The sequence below is a fragment of the Streptomyces sp. NPDC021749 genome (assembly GCF_040640655.1).
Classification (GTDB): Bacteria; Actinomycetota; Actinomycetes; order Streptomycetales; family Streptomycetaceae; genus Streptomyces.
In genome coordinates this window covers 33816-59340 of the sequence record NZ_JBFACE010000018.1, presented here as the reverse complement: position 1 = coordinate 59340, position 25525 = coordinate 33816, and the positions used below count along the sequence as shown (strand labels likewise).

Below are 25525 nucleotides of genomic sequence, written 5' to 3'. Positions count from 1 at the left end.
CGGTCGCGCCCGGCCGTGCGCCGGCCCAACGAGCCGCCCGCCGGACGTCAGCCACCCGACGTCAGCCACCGGGCCCGGGCGGCCGTCGATCGGCGGCTGATCGCCGGGGGCGGCGAGGGCCGGTGGCGGACGACCAGCCCCGGGCGCCGCCCCTCCCCCGCTACTCCGCCCCCGCCGGGGCCTCTGCCTGTGCCCCCACCGGTGCCGGCGAGGCCGTCCCGCTGCCGATACGGCGGGCCACCGGCACCAGGACGATGGCGAGGGCACCCACCAGGCCCGCCAACGCGAAGGCCACGAAGCCGAGTTGCTCGTTGCCGCCGGCGGCGAGGATGCCGCCCAGCCAGGGGCCGACCACGGCGCCGGTGCGGCCGATGCCGGTGACCCAGCCCATGCCGGTGGCGCGGTCGGCGGGCGGGTAGACGCGGTCGGCGGCCGCGTAGACCATCACCTGGGCGCTGAAGAGCCAGATGCCGGTGACCGCGACCACGGCGTAGGTGAGGGCGAGCGGCAGATGCGCCCTCAGGAGCAGGGCGCCGGCGGCGGTGAGCAGGAACCAGAGGGCGGAGACCCGCACCGGGCCGTAGCGGTCGGCGGTGCGGCCGGCGATGAACATGCCGACGACGGCACCGATGTTGATGACCAGCAGGAAGCTGACCGAGGAGCTGAGGCCGTATCCGGAGGCGCGCATCATCTGGGGCAGCCAGGTGCCGACGCCGTAGACCAGGAGCAGCCCGCAGAACGAGGCGAGCCAGAGAAGTGGCGTGGCCCAGCGGGCGTCGCGGCGGAAGAGCGCCAGGACGGCGGACGGCCGGCCGCCGGTTCCGTGGGCCGGGGCGTCGGCGGGGGCGGGGCGGGCCATGCCGTAGTGGTCGGCGATCGCATGGGCCTCGGCGGTACGGCCCTTGGCGAGCAGCACACCGGGGGACTCCGGCAGCAGGCGCAGCAGCAGCGGGACGGCGATCAGCGCGGGCAGCACACCGGCCCAGAAGACCGAGCGCCAGCCGAGCGCGGGGGCGAGCGTCAGCCCGAGGCCGGTCGCGACCATGCCTCCCACGTGGTACGAGGTCATGAGCAGGCCGGTGGCCAGTGCGGCCCGGCGCGGCGGGGCGAACTCCAGCACCATGGACAGGCAGATGGGCAGCAGGGAGCCGAAGCCGAGGCCGGCCAGGAAGCGTCCGGCACCGAACGGCGCGGGGGTGCCGGAGAGCGCGCAGATCGCCGAGCCGACGGAGAAGAGGGCGACGCTGACGGCGAGGACCGGGCGGCGGCCGAGGCGGTCGGTCACGGGCCCGATGACGAGGGCGGCGACCAGCATGCCGAGGGTGGTCCAGCTGCCGACGGTGCCGGCCGTGGCGGGGCCGAGGCCGAGCCCGGGGTCGTCGAGCATCCGCGGCATGACGGCGCCGTAGACGTTGACGTCCATCCCCTCGAAGAAGACGGCGAGCCAGCACAGCGCCAGAACGGGCGCGACGGAGCGGAAGGTATGGCGCGGGGCGGTGGGTGTCATGGGCACCTCGTCTTGGGATGCGGCGAGCGGACCGCCGGACCGTCGATCGATCTCTCCGCGGCACTCGTTCGCCTGGTGAACTTTCGTTCGCGCGTGGGCCAGGATCATCTGTGCCCATCCGGGGAGGTGTCAATGGTTCGCACGGGTAGGGCCATCACGCGGGCGCGGTCACCCGCGACCCGTCACCTGTTTTCCGGTCCCCCCGGTCCCCCTGGTCCCCCCGGCCCCTCATGTCCCGCCGGCTCCTCCGCACCGTCCTCGTCCCGCTTCCGCGACTCCGCGGCCCGCTTCTCCGCCAGCCGTCGCGCCATCTCCTCGCGGGCCTCGGCGGTGGCGGCCGACGGCCAGACCCGGTCGAGCGAGGCGTTCATCGCGGCGCCGACCAGCACCGCGAAGGCCGAGACGCCGATCCACAGCAGCACCGCGACCGGCGCCGCCAACGAGCCGTAGATGGTGGGTCCCTCGACCGTCGAGACCAGGTACAGCCGCAGCAGGAAACTGCCCAGCACCCAGATGCCGAGCGCCACCACCGCCCCGGGGATGTCCTCCGGCCAGGGCGACCGGACCGGCACGGAGAGGTGGTAGAGGGTAGTGAGGAAGGCGACCGACAGCAGCAGGACGACCGGCCAGTACAGCGCCCGGACGACGTGTTCGCTGGCCGGCAGCAGGCTCACCACGGCGTCCGGCCCGGCCACCATCAGCGGCAGCGCGACCGCGCCGACCAGCAGCCCGGCGAGGTACAGCGTGAACGACAGCAGTCGCGTCTTGACGATGCCGCGGCGGCCGTCGAGCCCGTACATGATCGTGATGGTGTCGACGAACACGTTCAGGGCGCGGGAGCCGGACCACAGGGCGATGGCGAAGCCGAGCGAGATGACGTCGGGGCGGCGGCCGGTGAAGACGTCGTTCAGCAGCGGACGGGCGATCTCGTCGACGCCCTTGTCGGAGAGCACCGTGCCGGCCACGCCGAGGATGTGCTGCCGGACGTTGTCGAGAGTGTCGTGCCCGATCCAGGCCTGCGTGTAGCCGAGCACGCCGAGGAGCCCGAGGATCAGCGGCGGCAGTGACAGCAGGCACCAGAAGGCCGCCTCGGCGGCCAGTCCGGTGACGCGGTAGGTCATGCAGGAGTGGACGATGTCCTTGAGCAACAACCAGGCCAGCCGGCGCGTGGAGACGTTGCGGTAGAGCACACGGGCCCTGGTCAGACGGCCCGCGTGGTGCTCGGGTGGTTCGTTTACCGGCTGCACCTCCTTACCGTATCTGCATGGCAGCCACCACTCACACGGTCACGAACCAGCCCCCGCCGCTGGTCGGATACGACGTGTTCGCGAGCGACCCGGCCCTCACCGAGGGCGTCACCCGGCACATCGCCGCCGACCGGCTGGACGAGGTCCGCCAGGAACTGGGCCGGCTGGGGGAAGCCGCCGGTTCCGCACACGCTCAGCAGTGGGGCGAGCAGGCCAACGCCCATCCCCCGGTGCTGCACACCCACGACCGCTACGGCCACCGGATCGACGAGGTGGAGTTCCACCCGGCCTGGCACCGGCTGCTGGGCCATGCCGTCGGCGCCGGGCTGAACGACGCCTGGTCGCGGCCGGACGGCCATCTGCGCCGCACCGCGGGCTTCATCGTGTGGACCCAGGCCGAGGCGGGCCACGGCTGCCCCCTGTCGATGACCCATGCGGCGGTGCCCGCACTGCGCCACGAGCCGGAACTGGCCGCCGAGTGGGAGCCGCTGCTGACCTCGTGGATCTATGAGCAGGAGCTGCGGCCGGCGGCCGAGAAGGGCGGAGCCCTGGCGGGCATGGCCATGACGGAGAAGCAGGGCGGCAGCGACGTACGCGCCAACACCACGCGCGCCGAACCGCTGTCGGCCCCCGGCGAGTACGTGCTGACCGGGCACAAGTGGTTCTGCTCGGCACCGATGTCCGACGCGTTCCTGGTGCTGGCCCAGGTGCCTGGGGACGCTTCCCGGGCGGCGGCCGGCGGAGGGCTGACCTGCTTCCTGCTGCCGCGGGTGCTGCCGGACGGCACCCGCAACTCCTTCCGCATCCAGCGGCTCAAGGACAAGCTCGGCAACCGGTCCAACGCCTCGGCGGAGGTCGAGTTCGACGGGCGGACGTGGGCGCGCCGGGTCGGCGAGGAGGGGCGCGGGGTGGCGACGATCATCGAGATGGTCGCGGCCACCCGGCTGGACTGCGTCAGCGCGTCGGCGGCGGTGATGCGGCAGGCGGTGGCGCAGGCGCTGCACCACACCGCGTACCGCGAGGCGTTCGGCCGCCGGCTGACCGACCAGCCGCTGATGCGCAACGTACTGGCCGACCTGGCGCTGGAGTCGGAGGCGGCGACCACCCTCGCGCTGCGGCTGGCGGCGGCGTACGACGGCGGCACCGAACAGGACCGGCACCTGCTGCGGCTGGCGGTTCCGGCGGCGAAGTACTGGGTGACCAAGCGCTGCACGCCGGTGGTGGCCGAGGCACTGGAGTGCCTGGGCGGCAACGGCTACGTCGAGGAGTCGGGCCTGCCGCGGCTGCTGCGCGAGGCGCCGCTGAACTCGATCTGGGAGGGCTCGGGGAACATCCAGGCGCTGGACGTCCTGCGCGCCCTGCAACGCGAACCCGGGGCGCTGGACGCGTACTTGGCCGAGATCGGTACGGCGCGCGGCGCGGACCACCGGCTGGACCGGGCGATCAAGGGGATGCTCACCGAACTCGCCGACCTGGAGGGCATCGAGGCCCGGGCCCGCCGCCTGGTGGAGCGGATGGCACTGGTGCTCCAGGGCTCGCTCCTGGTACGCCACGCCCCACCCGCGGTCGCCGACGCCTTCTGCGCCTCCCGCCTGGGCGGCGACTCCGGCACAGCCTTCGGCACACTGCCGCACACACTGGACCTGGCGGCGGTGGTGGACCGGTCGCGTCCGGTGCTGGATCGCTGAGGGCGGTGGGTGGCGGGCTGGATCGCTGAGGAAGGGCGGCGGGCTGGGTCGCTGAGGGGATGTCTCTTCGGCCTCGCGTCCGGGGACGTCTCTAGGTCCGCGCCGGGGATGTCTCTTCGGCCTCGCGCCCGGGGATGTCTCTTCGGCCTCGCGTCCGGGGACGTCTCTAGGTCCGCGCCGGGGATGTCTCTTCGGCCTCGTGCCCGGGGATGTCTCTTCGGCCTCGCGCCCGGGGATGTCTCTTCGGCCTCGCGCCCGGGGACATCTCTTGGCCCGTGCCCGGAAACACCTCTTGGCCCGTGCCCCGGGGATACCTCTTGGCCCGTGCCCGGGAATATCCCTCTCCCCCGCCACGTTGTGGCCCCGCAGGGGGCGCTCGTGTCCCCTACGGGATCCGTTCGACCAACCCCTACGGGCCTCTCCCCCAAGTAGCGGCCGCGGCCTCTCCCTCAAGTGCCGGCCACCAAAGTCGCGACGCGGCGGCGGCTCCCCGTCACTCCGGGCCGTGGCCTCGCGGAGGGACGGGGACAGGGGGAAGCCGCCGCCGCGCCGGTCGGGGAGCGGTGCCGCGCCGACTCGGCGCCGCTCCCGGTCTTACAGCCGCCAGGACGTACCGGGCGGGCCTTCCGGGTCGCCGCGCCCGCGGAGCGCCGCGTCGATGACCAGGATGATCTCGTCGTCGGGGGTGTCCGCCCCTACGGTCAGCAGCGCCCCGCGCGCCTCGTAGTAGCGCAGCACCCGGCGGGTCTCGTCCGTGCCGTTCCGCCCCGGCCCGGGCAGCAGCACCACGAGGTCGGCGAGGGCCAGTACGGACAGCAGACCGCCGACCCCGGCCACCCGGTCGAGCAGTTGCGGCGGACTGTCGATCACATAGCCGTCGAACGACAGCGGCTGACGTTTGATCAGGAGGTCGACCGCAGGCAGGAGGGGGATCCCGTAGTGTTCGGCCAGCCGGGCGGCCCGTGCCCTTCGTACCCCCTCACCCGCTCCGATCACCACGACGCGCGGAGCAGCGGCCACCATGGAGCCCCCTCCCCCGCACCGTGCCGACGTCGCGCGGCGGCCGATGGAATCCCCGGCGACAACCGGCGGGTTCTCCGACGGGTGACCGGCGAATCCGCGGTGGCGAGATGCCATCGGCCGCTCGGCACAGAGTCCCGTTTACCCGTCATAGGCCACAACGGTTGCAGTGCGTTGCACTTCCCGAGTGCCCAGGACTGCATTTTCCGAGTTCCGGCGGCTGCGCTACCCGAGTTCCGGCGGCTGCACTTCCCGAGGGTCCATGGCTGCACTCCCTGCGTACCGATGGCCGCATTTCCTGGGTGTCAGTGGCCGCATTTTCCTGGGGGTCGATGGCCGCATTTTCCCGGGTGCCGATGTGGGCAATGGCCCCTCCGCCACGGCGTGGTGACGGCACGATGGGCGTACAGGCCCGGAGGGTGCCTCCCCTGGGTCAGGCCGACCCGTGAACCCCTGAACCCGTGCACCCGAGAGCCCCGGCATGATCGAGGGGGAACGCCCCCAGGGGACAGTGCACAACGGAGAGCAGCGTGAGCGACAGCACGATCGACAGCGCCATCTGGTCGGCGCAGGAAATCCGCGCCACCGCCCGCCGGCTCGCCACCGTCCGCGAGGCCGCACTCGCCGGTGGGACGCCCGGCAGCCCGGCCGACGCTCCCCGCGCGGTGATCGGCGAGTCGTGGCGCCGGGCGCTGGACTCCGGAATGGACCCGGACGTCGATCCGCCCCAACACCCGCTGTCCGTAGCAGAGTTGGAGCACCGGCGGCAGAAGTCGCGGCTGGCGCCGGTACTGCCGGTGCTGAACGAGGGGCTGCTGGCGGCCGCCGACGCGGCGCAGCAGATCATGGTCGTCACCGACGCCGAGGGCCGGGTCCTGTGGCGGGAGGGCAGCGCGCCGGTACGGCGGATGGCCGACCGGCTCGGCTTCGACAAGGGCGCCGACTGGACGGAGCAGGTCGTCGGCACCAACGCCATCGGCACCGCCCTGGTGGCCCGCCGGCCGTTGCTGGTGCACTCCGCCGAGCACTTCGTGCGCAGCCACCGCCAGTGGACCTGTGCCGCGGCGCCGCTGCACGACCCGCGGGACGGGCGGCTGCTCGGCACCGTGGACGTCAGCGGCCCGGCCCACGCCTTCCACCCCACCACGCTCTCACTGGTGTCCGCGGTCGCCCGGCTCGCCGAGGGTGAGCTGCGCACCCGTCACCACCGGGCTCTGGAACGACTGCGGTCGAGTGCGGCACCGGTGCTGGCGCGGCTCGACGGGCAGGCGCTGGCCGTCGATCCGAACGGCTGGGTCGTGGGCGTGACGGGGCTGACGCCCCTGGACCGGGTCGCGCTGCCGAAGGCGCCGGAGGCCGGGCCGCTGTGGTTGCCGCGCTACGGCATGTGCGCGCTGGAGCCGCTGCCGGGCGGCTGGCTGATCCGGGTCGGGCGGCGGGAACGGGAACCGGCACCGAGCCGGGTCGTACTGGACGTCAGCCGGCGGGACGGTTCGACGGTCACGGTCAGCGGGCCGGTCGGCAGCTGGTCGCACGAGCTGTCGCCGCGCCATGCCGAGCTGCTCTTCGTGCTGGCCGCGCAGCCGCAGGGGCGCACCGCTGCCGAACTCGCCCAGGACCTCTTCGGGGACGCCGGCCGTACGGTGACGGTGCGCGCCGAACTGTCCCGGCTGCGCCGCCACCTGGGGAGCGTGCTCGCGCACCGCCCGTACCGCTTCGCCGACGGTGTGGAGGTGGAACTGCGACTGCCGGCCCGGCCCGGCCGGCTGCTGCCGCACTCGCTGGCGCCGGCGGTGGCGGCGGCCCGGCGGGGACGGCAGACCTCGTGAGGCAACGGCCCGGCGGGGGCCGCAGGCGTGCTGAGGCAACGGCCCGGCGGGGACGGCACACCTCGTGAGGCGCGGCGCCACAACGAGCCTCCGGGCGGGGATGCGCCGCGGCGAGAAAATCGGATGCGGTCCCGCCCTTCGCCGCCCTAGAGTGAGCGCACTCTGACTTCAGCTCTCCAGAAGGACGTCGCAGAACGGGAGCAGCCGGCGCGGTAGCCGCGCGCGGCCGAATGAGTGGGCGACAACGACGATCCGCGATCGTCCCTGCCTGGACGACGCGTGCGCCGGTGACGAGCGCGCGGCCGGCGGGTGCCCTTCCTTCTGGAGGACTTCCTTGTCCGTAGGACTCGGCCTTCCCATCGGCGACCCCGCGCAGCTGCTGAGCTGGGCCCGGCGCGCCGAAGCCACCCCGTTCACCACCCTCGCCCTGCTCGACCGGCTGGTGTTCACCAACCCCGAGCCGCTGATCACGTTGGCCACCCTGGCCGGCGCCACCTCACGGATCCGGCTGCAGACCGAGGTGCTGCTCGCCCCGCTGCACCGCACCGCGCTGCTCGCCAAGCAGGCCGCCACGCTCGATCTGCTCTCCGGTTCCCGCTTCACCCTCGGCATCGGCATCGGCGGCCGGGACGACGACTATCTGGCCGCCGGTGTCGACCTCCGTAGCCGCGGCCGGCGGCTCGACGCGCAGATGGCGACCCTGCGGCGCCTCTGGGCCGGTGAGCCGCTCTCCGCGGACGTCGGCCCGGTGGGACCTGCGCCGGCCCGGACCGGCGGGCCCGAGGTGCTCTTCGGCGGATTCGTGCCGGCCGTGAGGGAACGCGTGGCCCGCTGGGGCGACGGCTTCCTCGGGGCCGCGCTGTCCCCGCAGCACATGGACGGTCTGTTCCGGAACGTGGAGGCGGCCTGGTCACGGGCCGGCCGCGACGGCCGGCCGCGGCTGGTGGCCCAGGTCAACGCGGCCCTCGGCCCCGAGGAGACACTCGACCGCGCCCGCCGCGAACTGCACGCGTACTACAGCCCCAGCGACTATGTGGAACACGTAGTGAAGGGGTTGCTCACCACACCGGCGGCGATCCGCGAGGCGGTGGCCGCCTTCCGGGCGATCGGTGCGGACGAGGTGATGCTCTACTGCTGGTCGCCCGATGCCGACCAGGTCGAACGCCTCGCCGACGCGGTGTTCGGCCCGGCATAACCGACCGGTCCGGCGTGACCGACCCGGCGTGACCGGTCCGGCGCGCCCGCGGCGGCCTCTCCCGGTACCGACACAGGCACCAACACAGGCACAGGCACCCGTTCGGCCGTTCGGTGTCGCCGCCGGGGCCGGCACCGCTTAGCGTGCCGACCGGACCAGGTGCAGGTCGTGGTCACCGCGTGCGGGAGGTGAGCGATGAGCCCGACGGATCCGCCGGAGGCGGCCCCGGGAGAGGCCGCCGCGGTCGCGCGCCGGCCGAGGTGGGGCGTGCTCGCGCTGGCCGGGCTCGTGGGCTTCGGGATGCTGCGGCAGGGGCTGTCGGACGACCCGGACGGGCCGCCGCAGCCGGGGGCCGCCACCTCGGTCGTCCCCGGTGGCGGGGGCGGCCCCGCGGCCGCGCCACTGCCGCGCTCGGCCCCGGCCGAGGTCGACATCCCGTCGCTCGCGGTGTCCGCGCCGGTGCTGCCGCTGGGCCTGGACAAGGACGGCTGGATCGAGGCCCCGCCGGACGGGAACCCGAATCTGGCGGGCTGGTACGCGGACGCCCCCTCCCCGGGGGAGCGGGGCACCGCCGTCCTCGTCGGGCACGTCGACACCCACAGCGGTCCCGCGGTCTTCTACGGGCTGGGCCGTCTTGCGCAGGGCAGCACGATCCGGGTGATCCGCGAGGACGGACGGACCGCGGTCTTCGAGGTCTACGGCGTCCGGGTCTTCGACAAGCGCGACTTCCCCGCCCGGAAGGTCTACGGCAGCACCGGGCGCCCCGAGCTGCGCGTGCTGACCTGCGGCGGTCCGTACGCGGCGGGGTCCGGGTACACGGGCAATGTGGTGGTCTTCGCCAGGATGACCGGGAGCCTGTGAGGGGATACGGCCCCGCGACAAGCCGCCCGACAAGCCCCGCGACATGCCCCGCGACGAGCCTCCGACAATCCCCGCCAACGACCTCAGCGCCGGCAGTGCCCCACGATGCGAACCACCGTCTCACCATCCGGAACGACGGAAAGCCGCAACACCCGGAGCGGCGGAAGGGCGGCACGGCGGAACGGCAGAACGCTGCAGCGCCGCAACGACGGATGCCCCCCTCCCCGCACCCCCGCCCCCCGCCCGACGTCACACGCCCCCTCGGCCCCGACCCCCGGCCCTCGCCCCCACCCGCCTCCGCCCGTCTCCCTCCCCCCGTCCCGGTGTGATGTGCTGGCCGCATGAGCATCTCGGTCACCACCTGGTACCTCGAACAGACGTCGCGCGCCGATCTTTCCCCCGGGCAGGAACCGCCGGCCGGGCAGGGCGTCCGGATCGCCCGGGCCGAGGTGCCGTCGCCGGAATTCAGCCGCTTCCTCTATACGGCGGTGGGCGGGGACGTCACCTGGACCGACCGGCTGCCGTGGTCGCACGCGCAGTGGGCGGAGTACCTGGGGCGGCCGGGGACCGAGACCTGGGTGGCGTACGAGCGCGGTACGCCCGCGGGATTCATCGAGCTGGCCGCCGGTCCGGAGGCATCCGTCGAGATCGCCTACTTCGGGCTGATACCGGCCTTCCGGGGCCGCCGGATCGGCGGCCATCTGCTGACGTACGGCATCGAGCGGGCCTGGGACCTGGCCGAACGGTGGCCGGAGCGGCCGTCGACGCAGCGGGTCTGGGTGCACACCTGCAGCAAGGACGGTGCGCACGCGATGGCCAACTACGAACGCCGCGGCTTCCGGGTGTACGACACCACGGTGACCGAGGAGCCCGAGGTGCCGGCGCCGGGCCCGTGGCCGGGTGCCGGGCCGCTCGCGCCGTTGACGCGGCAGCCCGCCGGACAGTGACCGAGCTCACTCTGTCTCATTAAGCGGGACCGGGGTGTCCATATCTTGGATAGCGGTGGACTGGCCAGAGAGCGGCGTGCCACGCTTCCGTCATGTCCAGAGCTGGAATTGCCTTGGTGAGTCGGCGGCACGTCGACCTCGGCCGCATGTCCAGCGCCATTTGTCGGGCGGGCTGAGGCTGTTTTCAGCCAGGGCCCATGGCCCTGGACAGCACCCGGCACCACCGATCACCCGCCGTCCCCATCGTCGCGGACGCGCCGGAACCCCCTTCGACCCGCAGCTGTCACCGACGCGTTGCCCACGCGCCGCGCTTCGGTGTGTCCGCGCAGGTCAGCAGGGACGTCCGGCGCCGGTCCCGATCCCTGAGCCCGCCCAGAAGGACGTACACCCATGGCCGCCTCCCCCGACCGACCCGCAGCCGCTTCGACCCGCCGCAAGGCCGGACGCCACCGCGGCGAGGGCCAGTGGGCCGTAGGTCATTTCACGCCGCTCAACGGAAACGAGCAGTTCAAGAAGGACGACGACGGTCTCAATGTGCGGACACGCATTGAGACGATCTACTCCAAGGCCGGCTTCGACTCGATCGACCCCAACGACCTGCGCGGGCGCATGCGTTGGTGGGGCCTCTACACCCAGCGCAAGCCCGGGATCGACGGCGGCAAGACCGCGATCCTGGAGCCGGAGGAGCTGGACGACAAGTACTTCATGCTGCGGGTCCGGGTCGACGGCGGCCGGCTGACGGTCGCCCAGCTCCGGGCCATCGGCGAGGTCTCCGAGCAGTACGCCCGCGGCACCGCGGACATCACCGACCGGCAGAACATCCAGCTGCACTGGGTCCGGATCGAGGACGTCCCCGCCATCTGGGAGAAGCTGGAGGGCGTCGGGCTCTCGACGACCGAGGCGTGCGGCGACTGCCCGCGCGTGATCATCGGCTCCCCGGTGGCCGGCATCGCCGAGGACGAGATCATCGACGGCACCCCGGCCGTGGAGGAGATCCACGAGCGCTACATCGGCAGCAAGGAATTCTCCAACCTGCCGCGCAAGTTCAAGACCGCGATCTCCGGCTCCCCGGTCCAGGACGTGGTCCACGAGATCAACGACGTGGCGTTCGTCGGTGTCGTCCACCCCGAGCACGGCCCGGGCTTCGACCTGTGGGTCGGCGGCGGGCTGTCCACCAACCCCAAGCTCGCCCAGCGGCTGGGCACCTGGGTCCCGCTGGACGAGGTCGCGGACGTCTGGGCCGGCGTGGTCGGCATCTTCCGCGACTACGGCTACCGCCGGCTGCGCAACCGCGCCCGGCTGAAGTTCCTGGTGGCCGACTGGGGCACGGAGAAGTTCCGCCAGGTGCTGGAGGACGAGTACCTGAACCGGAAGCTGATCGACGGCCCGGCGCCCGAGGAGCCCGTCCAGAAGTGGCGTGACCACGTCGGCGTGCACCGCCAGCAGGACGGCCGCTTCTACGTGGGCTTCGCCCCGCGCGTCGGCCGGGTCGACGGTGCCACCCTCACGAAGGTCGCCGAACTCGCCGCCGCACACGGCTCGGACCGCCTGCGCACCACCGTCGAGCAGAAGATGATCATCCTCGACGTCGAGCAGGACCAGGTCGACGCGCTGGTCGCGGGCCTGGAGGCGCTGGACTTCCAGGTCAATCCCTCGCCGTTCCGCCGCGGCACGATGGCCTGCACCGGCATCGAGTTCTGCAAGCTGGCGATCGTGGAGACCAAGGGCCGCGGCGCGTCCCTGATCGACGAACTGGAGCGCCGCCTCCCGGACTTCGACGAGCCGCTGACCATCAACCTCAACGGCTGCCCCAATGCCTGCGCCCGCATCCAGACCGCGGACATCGGCCTCAAGGGCCAGCTGGTCCTCGACGACGACGGCAACCAGGTCGAGGGCTACCAGGTGCACCTGGGCGGCGCGCTGGGCCTGGAGGCCGGCTTCGGCCGCAAGGTCCGCGGCCTGAAGGTCACCGCCGACGAACTCCCCGACTACGTCGAGCGGGTGCTGCGCAACTTCCAGGAGCAGCGCGAGGACGGCGAGCGCTTCGCCACCTGGGCCGCCCGGGCGGAAGAGGGTGCCCTGAAGTGAGCGGACGCCACACAGTCGAGCGGGAGGCACCGTGAGCGAGCGAGCAGCGCCGTTCTACTGCCCGTACTGCGGGGACGAGGACCTGCGGCCCTCGGAAGAGGGACACGGTGCCTGGGAATGCCGGTCCTGCAGCCGTGCGTTCCGGCTGACGTTCCTGGGGCTGCTGGCCCCCGGGGCTTCCGCCAACTCCCCTGCCACAGACGGAGGTACGTCGTGACCACCGCTACCGATCTTCAGCAGCTCGCCGAGCAGGCGGGCCGCGACCTGGAGGACGCGTCCGCCCTGGAGATCCTCACCTGGGCCGCCGAGACCTTCGGTCCGCGCTTCTGCGTCACCTCCTCGATGGAGGACGCGGTCGTCGCGCACCTGGCCTCGCGGGCCTTCCCGGGCGTGGACGTGGTCTTCCTGGACACCGGCTACCACTTCCCCGAGACGATCGGGACCCGGGACGCGGTCGCCGAGGTGATGGACGTCAACGTCATCACCCTGACGCCCCGTCAGACGGTGGCCGAGCAGGACGCCGAGTACGGGCCGAAGCTGCACGACCGCAACCCGGACCTGTGCTGCGCGCTGCGCAAGGTCAAGCCGCTCGAAGAGGGCCTGACCGGCTACGACGCCTGGGCGACCGGGCTGCGCCGGGACGAGTCGCCGACCCGGGCGAACACCCCGGTCGTCGGCTGGGACACCAAGCGGCAGAAGGTGAAGGTCTCGCCGATCGCCCGCTGGACGCAGGCCGACGTGGACGCGTACGTAGCCGAACACGGCGTGCTCACCAACCCGCTGCTGATGGACGGCTACGCCTCCGTCGGCTGCGCGCCCTGCACCCGGCGGGTGCTGGAGGGTGAGGACGCCAGGGCCGGCCGCTGGGCCGGGAGCAACAAGACCGAGTGCGGGCTGCACGGATGACGACGCATCAGGAGATATCCATGACGGGCGCCACGATCTGGCTGACCGGTCTGCCGAGCGCGGGAAAGACGACCCTCGCGCGCGAGCTGGCCGGAAAGCTGCGCGGCGAGGGCCACCGCGTCGAGGTGCTCGACGGCGACGAGATCCGCGAGTTCCTCTCCGCGGGCCTCGGTTTCACCCGCGAGGACCGGCACACCAACGTCCAGCGGATCGGCTTCGTCGCCGAACTGCTGGCCAGCAACGGCGTCAAGGCGCTGGTGCCGGTGATCGCGCCGTACGCGGACAGCCGCGAGGCGGTGCGCAAGCGCCACCAGACCGAGGGCACCGCGTACCTGGAGGTGCATGTGGCGACGCCGGTCGAGGTGTGCTCCGAGCGCGATGTGAAGGGCCTGTACGCCAAGCAGGCGGCCGGCGAGATCTCCGGGCTGACCGGTGTGGACGACCCGTACGAGGCTCCCGAGTCGCCCGATCTGCGCATCGAGTCGCACACCCAGACCGTGCAGGAGTCCGCCGCGGCGCTGTACGAGCTGCTCACCGAAAGGGGACTGGCGTGACCACGGCCGCTTCCATCACCGAGACCGGTCCGGGCCACGAGGGCGACTCCCCGTACGCCCTCTCCCACCTGGACGCGCTGGAGTCCGAGGCGGTGCACATCTTCCGCGAGGTGGCGGGCGAGTTCGAGCGGCCGGTGATCCTGTTCTCCGGCGGCAAGGACTCCATCGTCATGCTGCACCTGGCGCTGAAGGCGTTCGCGCCGGCCGCGGTGCCGTTCTCGCTGCTGCACGTCGACACCGGGCACAACTTCCCCGAGGTCCTGGACTACCGCGACCGCACCGTCGCCCAGCACGGCCTGCGGCTGCACGTGGCCTCCGTGCAGGACTTCATCGACCGCGGTGAGCTGCGCGAACGCCCGGACGGTACGCGTAACCCGCTGCAGACCGTGCCGCTGCTGGACGCCATCGAGAAGAACCGCTTCGACGCGGTCTTCGGCGGCGGCCGCCGGGACGAAGAGAAGGCGCGCGCCAAGGAGCGGGTGTTCTCGCTGCGCGACGAGTTCGGCGGCTGGGACCCGCGCCGGCAGCGCCCGGAGCTGTGGCAGCTCTACAACGGCCGGCACTCGCCCGGTGAGCACGTCCGGGTGTTCCCGCTGTCCAACTGGACCGAGCTGGACGTCTGGCAGTACATCGCCCGCGAGAAGATCGAACTGCCCGCGATCTACTACGCCCACGAGCGCGAGGTCTTCGCCCGCAGCGGCATGTGGCTGGCGCCGGGCGAGTGGGGCGGCCCGAAGGACGGCGAGACGGTCGAGACCCGTCTGGTGCGCTACCGCACCGTCGGTGACATGTCCTGCACCGGTGCGGTCGATTCGGATGCCGACACCATCGAGAAGGTGATCGCCGAGATCGCCGCGTCCCGGCTGACCGAGCGGGGCGCGACGAGGGCCGACGACAAGCTGTCCGAGGCCGCCATGGAGGACCGCAAGCGCGAGGGGTACTTCTAACCATGAGCACCACCACCAATGCCATTGAGAGCGCCGTGGACGCCGGCGCCACCTCGCTGCTGCGCTTCGCCACCGCCGGTTCCGTCGACGACGGCAAGTCCACGCTGGTGGGCCGGCTGCTGCACGACTCCAAGTCGGTGCTGGCCGACCAGTTGGAGGCCGTCGAGCGGGCCTCGCTGGGCCGCGGGCAGGAGACGCCGGACCTGGCGCTGCTGACCGACGGGCTGCGCGCCGAGCGTGAGCAGGGCATCACCATCGACGTCGCCTACCGCTACTTCGCCACGCCGCGCCGCCGGTTCATCCTGGCGGACACCCCGGGGCACGTGCAGTACACCCGCAACATGGTCACCGGCGCCTCCACCGCCGAGCTGGCCGTGGTGCTGGTCGACGCCCGCAACGGCGTGGTCGAGCAGACCCGCCGGCACGCCGCGGTCGCCGCCCTGCTGCGCGTCCCGCACGTGGTCCTGGCCGTCAACAAGATGGACCTGGTCGGCTACGAGGAGTCGGTGTTCGCCGCGATCGCCGAGGAGTTCACGGCCTACGCGGGTTCGCTGGGCGTCCCGGAGATCACCGCGATCCCGATCTCGGCGCTGGCCGGTGACAACGTGGTGTCCCCGTCGGCCCACATGGACTGGTACGGCGGTCCGACGGTGCTGGAGCACCTGGAGACCGTGCCGGTGGTCGCCGACCCGTCGGACGACCCGGCCCGTTTCCCGGTGCAGTACGTGATCCGGCCGCAGACCGCCGAGCACCCCGACTACCGCGGCTACGCGGGCCAGATCGCCGCCGGTGTGCTGCGCGTCGGCGATGCCGTGACCGTGCTGCCCTCGGGGCGTACGAGCACCATCGAGGGGATCGACGCGCTCGGCGAGGCCGTGGACGTCGCCTGGGCGCCGCAGTCGGTGACCGTGCGGCTCGCCGACGACATCGACGTCTCGCGCGGTGATCTGATCGCCCCGACCGCGGCCGCGCCGACCGCCACGCAGGACATCGAGGCGACCGTGTGCCATGTGGCGGACCGTCCGCTGACCGTCGGACAGCGGGTGCTGCTCAAGCACACCACCCGCACCGTCAAGGCGATCGTCAAGGACATTCCGTCCCGGCTGACGCTGGACGACCTCTCGCAGCACCCGGCGCCCGGTGAGCTGGCCGCCAACGACATCGGCCGGGTGGTGGTCCGGACGGCCGAGCCGCTGGCCCTGGACGCGTACGCGGACTCCCGGCGCACCGGCTCGTTCCTGCTGATCGACCCGGCGGACGGGACGACGCTGACCGCGGGGATGGCGGGCACGGCGTTCGCGGAGGCGGCTGCCGAGGCGGCGCCGGCCGGCGGGACGGACGACGACGGATGGGACTTCTGAACATGGCCAAAGACGTGTTCTCGACCTTCGCCAAGGAGGGCGGCCGCATCGGCAGCGGCGTCCTGGGGAGCGGACAGGGCGGAGTCGGCCGATGTGTGTGCTGACGATGCCCGACTCCGTACCCCCCACGCCCCCTTTCCGAAGATCCATCGCTCCGCCGGGCGCGCCTTAGAGGGCGCGTAGTCTCCCGGCCCTCCGAGAGGAAACACCTCCGTGTCTGCCGTTCGACACCGCCTGCTGGCGGCCGCCGTCTCCGTCCCCGTGCTGATCGGCGCGCTGGGCGCCTGCGGTTACGGCTCCGAGGCCAAGAAGGACACCTCCTCCTCGGTCGCCCCCAAGGGGCCCAAGACCGACGGGCTCGACCAGGTCAAGCTCGGCTACTTCGGCAACACCACGCACGCCACTCCGCTGATCGGCCTCCAGAACGGCCAATTCCAGAAGGAACTGGGCGGCACCGAGGTGAAGACCTCCCTCTTCAACGCGGGCCCCGCCGAGATCGAGGCGCTCAACTCCGGCGCGATCGACATCGGCTGGATCGGCCCCTCCCCCGCCATCAACGGCTACGCCAAGTCGCACGGCACGAGCCTGAAGATCATCTCCGGTTCGGCGTCCGGCGGTGTCTCGCTCGTCGTCAACCCCAAGAAGGTCAAGGGGCTGGGCGATCTCAAGGGCAAGAAGATCGCGACCCCGCAGCTCGGCAACACGCAGGACGTGGCGCTGCTCAACTTCCTTGCGGACAAGGGCTACAAGGTCGACGCCACGACCGGCAAGGGCGACGTCACCGTCCAGCGCACCGACAACAAGGTGACGCCGACGGCCTTCGAGCAGGGCTCCATCGACGGTGCCTGGGTGCCCGAGCCCACCGCCTCCAAGCTCGTCGCGGCGGGCGGCAAGACCATCCTGGACGAGAAGAAGCTGTGGAAGGACGGCAAGTTCGTCATCACGAACGTGATCGTCTCGCAGAAGTTCCTCAAGGAACACCCGAAGGCCGTCGAGGCGGTGCTGCGCGCCTCGGTGAAGACCAACGCCTGGATCCGGTCGCACCCGGACGAGGCGAAGAAGGCGCTCAACGCCAAGCTCGCCGAGCCGGACGTGGCCGGTAAGGCGCTGCCGACCGACGTCCTCGACCCGGCCTTCAAGAACATCGACATCACCGACGACCCGCTGGCCGCCACCCTCCAGGAGGAGGCCGACCACGCCGTCAGGGCGGGCCTGCTGAAGAAGCCGGACCTGAAGGGCATCTACGACCTCACGCTGCTGAACAAGGTCCTGAAGTCCCAGGGCAAGCAGCCGGTCGACGACGCCGGTCTCGGCAGCAAGTAAGCCCGTAGCACCGCACTCCCCCAGGAGGTGACACCGATGACGACCAGCACGCTCACCAAGCAGCAGCCCGCCACGGCGGACACGGTCAGCACCGTGCCGTACGCGGCTCGCATCGATCACGTTTCGAAGTCGTTCGGCCGCCCGGGCGCGCAGCAGCACGTGCTGGACGACATCGACATCGAGGTGGCGCCCGGCGAGTTCGTCTGCCTCCTGGGGGCGTCCGGCTGCGGCAAGTCCACCCTGCTCAACCTCGTGGCCGGCCTGGACGCGCCGTCCGCCGGCAGTATCGAGACGCCGGGCGGCCGGCCGGCCCTGATGTTCCAGGAGCACGCGCTGTTCCCGTGGCTGACCGCGGGCCGCAACATCGAACTGGCGCTGCGGCTGCGCGGGGTGCCGCGGGCCGAGCGCCGCGACGAGGCCGAGCGGCTGCTCGAACTCGTCCGCCTCAAGGGTGCCTACGGCAAGCGGGTCCACGAGCTGTCGGGCGGTATGCGCCAGCGTGTGGCGATGGCCCGGGCGCTCGCCCAGGACAGTCAACTGCTGCTGATGGACGAGCCGTTCGCGGCGCTGGACGCGATCACCCGGGACGTGCTGCACGACGAGCTGACCCGCATCTGGCAGGAGACGCAGCTGTCGGTCCTGTTCGTCACGCACAACGTCCGCGAGGCGGTGCGGCTGGCCCAGCGGGTGGTCCTGTTGTCCTCCCGTCCGGGCCGGGTCGCCCGCGAGTGGCAGGTGGACATCCCGCAGCCGCGGCGCATCGAGGACGCCGCGGTCGCCGACCTGTCCATCGAGATCACCGAACAGCTGCGTGGGGAGATCCGCCGCCATGGCCAGCACTGAGACCCAGGCCGAGTCCACGACCCCCCGGGCCGGCGACGACCCGGCCGCCCCCGGCACCACCGCTGCCAAGGGCGGTGACGCCGCGGACCTCGCAGGTCTGGAGGCCGGGCTCGACGCCCTGGAAGCCGGCGTCGTGCACCGGCAGCCCTGGCTGCGCACCGCCGTGTCGAAGGCGGTCCCGCCGATCGTCGCGATCGCCATCGTGCTGGCGCTGTGGCAGCTCGCCTACCACTTCCAGCTCAAGCCGCACTACCTGCTGCCCAGTCCCGTCGACGTCGGCCGCTCGCTGCAGCAGAAGTGGCTGGAGGGCACGCTGCTGGGCTTCGTGTGGACCAGCATCTCGCGCGGTGCGCTGGGCTTCGTGGCCTCGGTCGCGATCGGTACGGTGCTCGGGCTGATCGTCGCCCGGGTCAAGGCCGTCCGGGCCGCGATCGGGCCGATCCTGAGCGGTCTGCAGTCGCTGCCTTCGGTGGCCTGGGTGCCGGCCGCGATCATCTGGTTCGGGCTGAGCGACGCCACGATCTACGCGGTGGTGCTGCTCGGCGCCGTCCCCTCGATCGCCAACGGCCTGGTGGCCGGCGTCGACCAGATCTCACCGCTCTACCTGCGCGCGGGCCGCACCATCGGCGCGACGGGTCTGTCCGGGGTGCGTCATGTGCTGCTGCCGGCCGCGCTGCCGGGCTACCTGGCGGGCCTGAAGCAGGGCTGGGCGTTCTCCTGGCGTTCCCTGATGGCCGCCGAACTGATCGTCAACGCGCCCGACCTGGGCACCGGTCTGGGCCAGTTGCTGGAGCAGGGCCGGGAGCTGCAGGACATGTCCTGGGTGCTCGCCGCGATCTTCCTCATCCTCGTCGTCGGCATCGGCATCGAGCTGCTGATCTTCGCGCCGATCGAGCGGCGGGTGCTGCGCAGCCGCGGTCTCCTGGTCAAGAACTGATCCCATGAGCGCACGTCCCACTCTCCTCGTCATCGCCCACGGCAGCCGCGACCCACGGCACGCGGCGACCGTCGCCGCGCTCTGCGCGCGGATCCGGTCGCTGCGGCCGGGGCTGCGCGTCGAGGTCGGCCACCTGGACTTCAACGCACCGCGGGTCGGTCGAGTGCTGGAGCGGCTGGCGGGCGAGGGAGTGCGGGACGTGGTGGCGCTGCCGTTGTTGCTGACGCGGGCGTTCCATGCGAAGTCCGACATCCCGGCGGTGCTGCGCGAGGCGGCCGCCCGGCTGCCGCTGATGACGATCCGTCAGGCCGAGGTGCTCGGCCCGTCCCCCCTCCTGACCGCCGCGCTGGAGCGGCGGCTGGCGGAGGCCGGGCTGCGGCCCGGGGACCGTCGCTCGACCGGGGTCGTGCTGGCCTCGGCGGGCTCCTCAGACCCGGAGGCGATCGCAGTGATCGCTGAAATCGCGCGGGAGTGGCGGCGCACCGCTGGTTGGTGTGCCGTGCGACCTGCGTTCGCCTCCGCATCCCTGCCCCGTACGGCCGAGGCCGTGCGGGAGCTGCGGGCCGAGGGCGTGGCGCGGGTGGCCGTCGCCCCCTACGTCATCGCCCCCGGCTTCCTCCCGGACCGGATCGCGGCCGGCGCCCGGGAGGCCCGGGCCGACGTCCTCGCGCCGGTCCTCGGCGACGCCCCCGAGCTGGCCCGGCTGCTGCTGCGGCGCTACGACCGGTCGCTGGTGGCCCGGGCCCGCGGCGATCTGTCGTCCCTGATCGCCTGATGAGGGCCGCGAGCCACCGTCCGGGCACGGTGGTTCAGCCGTCCGTCCGTACCCAGGCCGTCGTCCACGGGGGCAGCCGGTCGCCGCTCAGCGGTGCGGAGGACAGCAGCACCGCACCGTCGGGCAGCGAGCGGGCGGTGTCCGAGAGGTTGGTCAGGCACTGCCAGCCGCCGGGAGGTCATGCCCGAGACGATCGAGCGGCGGAAGATCACGACCAGGACACCGATCGGCGGGGCGGACGCAACGGCCCCGCGAACAGCGTCCCGTAGGGGACCTGCACCGGCTCCTGGAAAACGCGATTCCGACCGGAACCGTGCGGTCGCCGTCCTCGCTGGTGAACGCCGGCACCAGCAGGAACTCCGACCACGTCGCGGTCGGGGCGAAGGTCCCGGCGGTGAACGGTCCGGCCGGGCCGGCGGCGCGATCACGGCCACCACCGTCCGCAGCGCCCCTGCGCCCTCGACGGTGGCCGCGTTCCCCCGTTCCCGCGGGATGCCGACCGGGTAGTGGGGCATGACCCAGATCGCGAACGGGAGGATGAGCGCCGCATAGGGGACGACCAGGCCCGCGTAGCTGACGCCGTCGCCGCGCAGTGATCAGCTCGGCCACCACCGGGCCGTTCGGGGAAGGGATTTCGGCCACCCGCCAGGTGAGGGCGGCCGGAGGTACCCGGGACGTGCACGGCCTGGGTCGGCAGCATGTCCAGGGGCTCGCCCGTACGACCCCTGGTGGGTCCGGACCCGCGGAGAGGCCGTCGGCGAACAGGGTTCTGCGGCTCAAGGCCATGAGTGCCCCTCACGTCTCGACTGTCTTCATGACAGCGCTTGCAGGCTAGAAGTGGGCCCGTTGTCAGGTCAACGGCCGGTGAAGCGCAGGTTTCTCAGGTGATCTCCTGCCAGCGCTGTCATCGCCCGTCTGTGCTAGCGTCCCGGCATGTCCTCAGCTCGCAGCGAGGCCACGATGGCCGATGTGGCCCATCGGGCGGGGGTTTCGGTGTCGACCGTCTCGCGCACCCTGCGCGGCCTGCCGACCGTGTCGGAGACCACCCGGGCCCGGGTGGAGGCAGCCGCCCGCGAGCTCTCCTTCGCCATCACCCGCAGCGCCTCCAGCCTCGCCACCGGCCGCACCGGCCGGGTGGCCGTCCTGATGCCCCACCTGGAGTCGTGGTTCCTGAGCGCCACCCTGTCCGGCATGGCCCCCGCCCTGCGCGACGCCGGCCTGGAACTGCTGGTCTACAGCGTGACCGACGTCCGGGAACGCGCCGACTTCTTCGACCGGTTGCCCGCCCGCCGCAACGCCGACGCCCTCCTCGTGGTGAGCTTCGCCCTCTCCCCCGCCGAACGCGCCCGCCTCGACGATCTCGGCATGCCGCTGGTCTTCGTCAGCCAGCACGCCCCCGGTCGGCCCAGCGTCTACGTGGACGACGAGGAGGCCGCCCTGCGCGGCACCCGCCATCTGCTCAACCTCGGGCACCGGCGGATCGCCTTCCTCCAGACGACCGACGAGACGGGCTTCGCCTGGAGCAGCAAGAACCGGCTCGCCGGCCATCTGCGCGCCCTCACCGAGGCGGGCATCGAGCACGACGACGACCTCATCATGAGCGTGCCCGACTGGAAGGGCAGCGGCATGGCTGCCGCGGTGGGCCGGCTGCTGAGCCTCCAGGCCCCGCCGACCGCACTCTTCACCGAGACCGACGACCTGGCCTTCCGCCTCCTGGCCGCCCTCCGCGAGGCCAACATCCCGGTACCCGGCCGGGTTTCCGTCATGGGCTTCGACGACCACGTCATGTCCGCCGTCATGGGCCTGACCACGCTCGCGCAACCCGCCGTCGAACTGGGCCGCACCGCCGTCCGCCTCACCCGCTCGGTGATCGACGACACCGACGGCGATGCCCCACGCCACATCATCCTCCCCACCGAACTCGTCCCCCGCCGCACCACGGCACCGCCGCCGGCGGGAGCGTAGAAGGCCAGGGGCCTGAAGGCGGGCCCTCGCTACCCCGCCCCGGCGGGAGCCGTTCGTACCGTGCGCCCCGTGGGGGTGTCCGCTCGGCCCTTTTCGTACACCGTGAGGCCGCGGGCCAGGTGGAGGGGGACCAGGATCAGTTCGACCACGAGGGCCTTCCAGGCGTAGAGGAGGTTGACGGTCTTGGTGGCGTAGACACAGGGGAGGTTCAACAGGACGCCACCGAGCGGGAGTTTGCGGCGGTGGGCGGCGTAGACCAGAGGTGGAGCGGTCAGGAGGAGTTCGGCTCCGGCCCACCAGGTGAGGGTGACGGCAAGGGGCTCGCCGGTGGCCGAGGAGGTCAGGAAGGGGGTCGCCCACCAGAACGGTGCGGTGATGATCTCCAGCAGCGCAAGGAGCACCCAGAGGGCCAGGAGGGGTTTGCGGCGGATCAGGCTGCCCAGGTGGAGGCGGACGTTCTGGCAGAAGCCGGCCATCCAGCGCCAGACCTGTTTGCGGAGATAGGTGAGGTCTTCCGGGTCGGCGGCGAGGGCGACGGCGTCGGAGACGTAGACCGCACGTCTGCCGGCGATCTGCTGGGACCAGGTGTAATCCATGTCCTCGACGATGGTCCGTTCCGGGAATCCGCCGAAGGACATCAGGTCGTCGCGGCGGAAGACCGAGCAGCAACCCGAGCACACCATGGGGCTGTCGGCGCGGGCCTGGATGGGGCGGTGCCAGTGGAAGCCGAAGAGGTATTCCGTGGACCGTCCGCGTTCCCAGAGGGTGCGGGTGTGGCGGGTGCGGACCGTGCCGGCCGCTACCGAGACGGTGGGGTCGTCGAAGGCGGGCAGAACGGTTTCGAGGTAGTCCGGGGCGAGAACGGTGTCCGCGTCGACGGCCAGGACGAGGTCGGTGGTGCAGTGCGGAAGGGCGTAGTTCTGGGCCTTGGCCTTACTGCCGAGGTTGCGTGGCGGACGTAAGACCGTGACGCCGTGTGACGCCGCCACCTCGCCCGTGCGGTCCGTGGAGGCATCGTCCACCACCAGGACGCGGTCGGGCGGGACCGTTTGCCGGGCGAGTGACTCCAGTGTGGCCGGCAGGCCCTCCTCCTCGTTATGAGCTGGAACGATGGCGGTGACGGTGCGCATGACGGGCTCCCCCCTTGGTGCGGATCGCGGTGATGACGACACCGGTCAGACCGATGACGCCGTAGACGATGGTGCTGATGCCGATGAACGGCAGTCCTCCGTGCATGTCACCGACGGTAGTCGGAGGGAGCGGATCGCGGTTCCGGAGGGTTCCTCCTGTGGATAACTTTTCTTTCAGCTGACGCGAGTTGGGGATGTCGCTTCCTTCGTGTCCTTCGTGTCGTTGCGGACGGTGCGGAGGGGGAGTCCGCATGCCGCAAAGGCGCCGGTTGCGGCCACGGCGGCCAGAGCGAGGAGCGTGGTGCCCCGCGCGGAGGTGAGGGTGGTCAGCATCGTCGCGAGGGCAACGCCGAGCGTCGGGCCGATGTTCATCGCGGTCTGCTGGAGTCCGCCGGCCACTCCCGCGTGGTCCAGGGGGACATGGCGCACGATGACCGCCGTCGCGGTGACCATCACCGTGCCGAACCCCGCCCCGAGCAAGGCGAAACTCGTCCCGATCGCCAACGGCCCGGCGGATGTGGTGAGTTGGGAGAGGAGGACGATGCCGGCGGCCAGGAGGATCATGGCCGTGAGGCTTGTCCGGCGGGGGCCGTAGCGGCGCTGCAGTACGGCCGAGGCAGGCGCGCTCAGCACCATCATGACGGCCAGCGGCAGGACGCGCAGACCGCTCTGCAGCGGGTCGAGCCCGAGGACGTCCTGCAGGAAGTAGGAGCCGACGAAGAGTGCGCCGAACAGGCCGGCGGAGGCGCACAACAGGACGGAGAGACCCGCGACCACGGCTCGTGAGGTGAGGACCGTCGGCGGGATGAGGGGGCTTGCAGTGCGGGTCTCGTGACGGATGAAGGCGCCACAGGCGGCCGCCCCCGCGCCGGCGGTGAGCACGGTGACCACGGTCCAGCCGGATTCCGGGAGCGCGACGAGGGTGTGGACCAGGCCCAGGAGGGCGAGGGAGAGGAGGGCGGCCCCGGGGAGGTCAAGAGGGCTGCGCAGGGGCGGGGTTGAGGTGGGCGTTGAGAGGGGCGTTGAGGGTTGCGCGCCGGCATCGGTGGCGTCGTACGGGCGCCGGGGCGTCGGCATGCGGGCGACGAGGGCCAGGACGCCGACGAGCAGTGCGGGCGGGACGTTGAGGAAGAAGACGGCGCGCCAGCCGAAGTGGGCGGAGAGTGCCCCGCCGAGGACCGGCCCGGCGGCGGCCGCGAGGCCGATGGCGCTGGTGCGGAGCGCCAGGGGCATGGCGAGCTGATCCGGTGGATACGTGGCGCGCAGCATGCCCAGGGTGGCCGGTTGCAGCAGCGCGCCGAAGACGCCTTGCGCGATGCGCAGTGCGATCACCCAGCCGACTCCGGGCGCCAGTCCGATCCCCGCGGACGCGGCGCCGAAGCCCAGGATGCCGAGGGCGAACATTCGTTGGTGGCCGTAGCGGTCGCCGAGCCGGCCGGCGAGGACGAGCAGGCTCGCCACGGCGATGAGGTAGCCGGTGCTGGTCCATTGGACCTGTGCGAACGAGGCGTGCAGGTCCCGTCGGAGGGCGGGCTGGGCGATGGTCAATACGGTGCCGTCCAGCGCGACGATCACGGCTCCGGTGACGCTCCCGGCGAGGATCAGCCGGCGGTGACGGGCGGAGGCGAGGCAGCGGGGCCGGCGGTCGCTGCGCGAGTCGGCGGGCGGGTGGCGCGTGTCGCCCGCATCTCGGTTTCCTTCAGGCTTTATTGACGAATCGTCAGCTACATTGCGATCCCGCGAAGGGAGTGAGGGGGCGGTCATCGGGCCTCCGGTCCGAGGTGCGCGTCCAGGGTGGCGCGCAGCAGCGGTTCGATGTCGTCGGAGCCGGTGGCCAGCGGGAGGCTGTCCCATGCCCACAACTGGGCGACGCCGTGCAGGTTCCCCCACAGGGCGCCCGCGGTCATCGAGGGCGGCGTATCCGCGGACGGGCGTATCTGGACGATCAGGTCGACGAGCACCTGGAAGAGCGGGAGGCTGGTGTCCCGAAGGCCGAGCCGGTCGCTCGCCAACAGGTCATGACGGAACATCAGCTCATACATGCCGCGCTCGGTCAGGGCGAAGTCGAGGTAGGTCCGGGCGAGCGAGGTGAGCCGGGCGCGGGGGGACGCGTCGTCGCCGTCGAGCGCCTCGGCGGTACGGGCGGCCAGGTCGGCGAAGCCCCGGCGGGCGATCGCGGAGAGCAGGTCGAGGTGCGTCGGGAAGTAGCGGCGCGGGGCGCCGTGCGAAACCCCTGCCCGGCGGGCGATTTCCCGCAGTGACAGCGCTTGCACGCCCTCTCTGGCCACCAGCTCGACACCGACCTCGACCAACCGGGCCCGCAGACCCGCGTCCTGGGCGGGTCCCTCGCTCGTGGCGTGCACAGGGACGCTCGCGGAGTTCGCAGGGACGCTCATGGCGTG

At 72.1% G+C, this 25525-nt stretch carries 24 protein-coding genes and 1 pseudogene; 17 read left to right on the top strand and 8 right to left on the bottom strand.

Going from position 1 to position 25525, the window contains the following annotated elements; translation table 11 throughout:
* Positions 1-160: 160 nt before the first annotated feature.
* Together AB0G35_RS19595 and AB0G35_RS19590 are read right to left on the bottom strand one after the other, a co-directional pair.
* On the bottom strand, positions 161-1507 hold the full coding sequence (locus tag AB0G35_RS19595) for an aromatic acid/H+ symport family MFS transporter (protein ID WP_360950559.1): 1347 nt from the start codon (positions 1505-1507) through the stop codon (positions 161-163).
* A 182-nt stretch (positions 1508-1689) separates the two neighbouring features.
* A complete protein-coding gene (locus AB0G35_RS19590) occupies positions 1690-2754 on the bottom strand; it encodes a YihY/virulence factor BrkB family protein (RefSeq protein ID WP_360950556.1) in 1065 nt (354 codons plus the stop codon).
* 17 nt (positions 2755-2771) lie between these two features.
* Between AB0G35_RS19590 and AB0G35_RS19585 the strand changes: the two genes are divergently transcribed.
* Positions 2772-4442 carry an acyl-CoA dehydrogenase family protein gene (locus AB0G35_RS19585; protein WP_360950553.1) on the top strand — a complete coding sequence of 557 codons (1671 nt, stop codon included), beginning with the start codon at positions 2772-2774 and terminating at the stop codon, positions 4440-4442.
* A gap of 594 nt (positions 4443-5036) precedes the next feature.
* Here AB0G35_RS19585 and AB0G35_RS19580 read toward each other — a convergent pair.
* Entirely contained in the window at positions 5037-5465 is a 429-nt protein-coding gene (locus AB0G35_RS19580; RefSeq protein WP_360950550.1) for a hypothetical protein, read from the bottom strand.
* A gap of 527 nt (positions 5466-5992) precedes the next feature.
* Here AB0G35_RS19580 and AB0G35_RS19575 point away from each other — a divergent pair.
* From AB0G35_RS19575 to AB0G35_RS19505, 15 genes are all read left to right on the top strand, one after another.
* Complete coding sequence (locus AB0G35_RS19575) at positions 5993-7291, top strand: GAF domain-containing protein (RefSeq protein WP_360950547.1); 1299 nt, start codon at positions 5993-5995, stop codon at positions 7289-7291.
* A 334-nt stretch (positions 7292-7625) separates the two neighbouring features.
* A complete protein-coding gene (locus tag AB0G35_RS19570; protein ID WP_360950544.1) occupies positions 7626-8486 on the top strand; it encodes an LLM class flavin-dependent oxidoreductase in 861 nt (286 codons plus the stop codon).
* 195 nt (positions 8487-8681) lie between these two features.
* Positions 8682-9347: a class F sortase gene (locus AB0G35_RS19565; protein ID WP_360950541.1), complete on the top strand. Its 666-nt coding sequence runs from the start codon at positions 8682-8684 to the stop codon at positions 9345-9347.
* A 341-nt stretch (positions 9348-9688) separates the two neighbouring features.
* Positions 9689-10294, top strand: coding sequence for a GNAT family N-acetyltransferase (locus AB0G35_RS19560; protein WP_360950538.1), 606 nt, complete (start codon positions 9689-9691; stop codon positions 10292-10294).
* 92 nt (positions 10295-10386) lie between these two features.
* Positions 10387-10470 (top strand): putative leader peptide, encoded by an 84-nt coding sequence (locus tag AB0G35_RS19555; protein WP_350257049.1) that lies wholly within the window; start codon positions 10387-10389, stop codon positions 10468-10470.
* Between the two features lie 214 nt (positions 10471-10684).
* Positions 10685-12382 (top strand): nitrite/sulfite reductase, encoded by a 1698-nt coding sequence (locus AB0G35_RS19550; protein WP_360950535.1) that lies wholly within the window; start codon positions 10685-10687, stop codon positions 12380-12382.
* A 31-nt stretch (positions 12383-12413) separates the two neighbouring features.
* Positions 12414-12599, top strand: coding sequence for a hypothetical protein (locus AB0G35_RS19545; protein WP_360950532.1), 186 nt, complete (start codon positions 12414-12416; stop codon positions 12597-12599).
* Positions 12596-13288 carry a phosphoadenylyl-sulfate reductase gene (locus AB0G35_RS19540; protein WP_360950530.1) on the top strand — a complete coding sequence of 231 codons (693 nt, stop codon included), beginning with the start codon at positions 12596-12598 and terminating at the stop codon, positions 13286-13288. Before AB0G35_RS19545 ends, AB0G35_RS19540 begins: the two co-directional genes overlap by 4 nt.
* Positions 13285-13842 carry an adenylyl-sulfate kinase gene (cysC, locus tag AB0G35_RS19535; protein ID WP_360950527.1) on the top strand — a complete coding sequence of 186 codons (558 nt, stop codon included), beginning with the start codon at positions 13285-13287 and terminating at the stop codon, positions 13840-13842. Before AB0G35_RS19540 ends, cysC begins: the two co-directional genes overlap by 4 nt.
* Positions 13839-14789 (top strand): sulfate adenylyltransferase subunit CysD, encoded by a 951-nt coding sequence (gene cysD, locus AB0G35_RS19530; protein WP_360950525.1) that lies wholly within the window; start codon positions 13839-13841, stop codon positions 14787-14789. The genes cysC and cysD overlap by 4 nt, the downstream gene beginning before the upstream one ends.
* A gap of 2 nt (positions 14790-14791) precedes the next feature.
* Positions 14792-16150: a GTP-binding protein gene (locus tag AB0G35_RS19525; protein WP_360950522.1), complete on the top strand. Its 1359-nt coding sequence runs from the start codon at positions 14792-14794 to the stop codon at positions 16148-16150.
* A 213-nt stretch (positions 16151-16363) separates the two neighbouring features.
* Positions 16364-17473, top strand: a complete 1110-nt coding sequence (locus tag AB0G35_RS19520) for an aliphatic sulfonate ABC transporter substrate-binding protein (RefSeq protein ID WP_360950519.1) — start codon at positions 16364-16366, stop codon at positions 17471-17473.
* Between the two features lie 36 nt (positions 17474-17509).
* Entirely contained in the window at positions 17510-18316 is an 807-nt protein-coding gene (locus AB0G35_RS19515; RefSeq protein WP_360950516.1) for an ABC transporter ATP-binding protein, read from the top strand.
* On the top strand, positions 18303-19253 hold the full coding sequence (locus tag AB0G35_RS19510; RefSeq protein WP_360950513.1) for an ABC transporter permease: 951 nt from the start codon (positions 18303-18305) through the stop codon (positions 19251-19253). The genes AB0G35_RS19515 and AB0G35_RS19510 overlap by 14 nt, the downstream gene beginning before the upstream one ends.
* A gap of 4 nt (positions 19254-19257) precedes the next feature.
* Positions 19258-20028 (top strand): sirohydrochlorin chelatase, encoded by a 771-nt coding sequence (locus tag AB0G35_RS19505; protein WP_360950510.1) that lies wholly within the window; start codon positions 19258-19260, stop codon positions 20026-20028.
* A 34-nt stretch (positions 20029-20062) separates the two neighbouring features.
* On the opposite strand, the pseudogene AB0G35_RS19500 reads toward AB0G35_RS19505, so the two are convergent.
* Positions 20063-20197: pseudogene (locus AB0G35_RS19500) on the bottom strand (DUF3459 domain-containing protein); the annotation flags it as partial.
* 764 nt (positions 20198-20961) lie between these two features.
* Here AB0G35_RS19500 and AB0G35_RS19495 point away from each other — a divergent pair.
* The gene (locus AB0G35_RS19495; protein WP_360950507.1) at positions 20962-21993 is read left to right on the top strand and encodes a LacI family DNA-binding transcriptional regulator; all 1032 of its coding nucleotides are present in this window, start codon (positions 20962-20964) and stop codon (positions 21991-21993) included.
* A 29-nt stretch (positions 21994-22022) separates the two neighbouring features.
* Here the strand turns inward: AB0G35_RS19495 and AB0G35_RS19490 are convergent, their stop codons facing one another.
* The 4 genes from AB0G35_RS19490 to AB0G35_RS19475 all read right to left on the bottom strand — a co-directional run bounded on the left by AB0G35_RS19490 (position 22023) and on the right by AB0G35_RS19475 (position 25519).
* On the bottom strand, positions 22023-23123 hold the full coding sequence (locus tag AB0G35_RS19490; protein ID WP_360950504.1) for a glycosyltransferase family 2 protein: 1101 nt from the start codon (positions 23121-23123) through the stop codon (positions 22023-22025).
* The gene (locus tag AB0G35_RS19485) at positions 23089-23229 is read right to left on the bottom strand and encodes a hypothetical protein (RefSeq protein WP_360950501.1); all 141 of its coding nucleotides are present in this window, start codon (positions 23227-23229) and stop codon (positions 23089-23091) included. The genes AB0G35_RS19490 and AB0G35_RS19485 overlap by 35 nt, the downstream gene beginning before the upstream one ends.
* A 68-nt stretch (positions 23230-23297) precedes the next feature.
* A complete protein-coding gene (locus AB0G35_RS19480; RefSeq protein ID WP_360950498.1) occupies positions 23298-24698 on the bottom strand; it encodes an MFS transporter in 1401 nt (466 codons plus the stop codon).
* A gap of 185 nt (positions 24699-24883) precedes the next feature.
* The gene (locus tag AB0G35_RS19475; protein WP_360950495.1) at positions 24884-25519 is read right to left on the bottom strand and encodes a TetR/AcrR family transcriptional regulator; all 636 of its coding nucleotides are present in this window, start codon (positions 25517-25519) and stop codon (positions 24884-24886) included.
* Positions 25520-25525 lie beyond the last annotated feature (6 nt).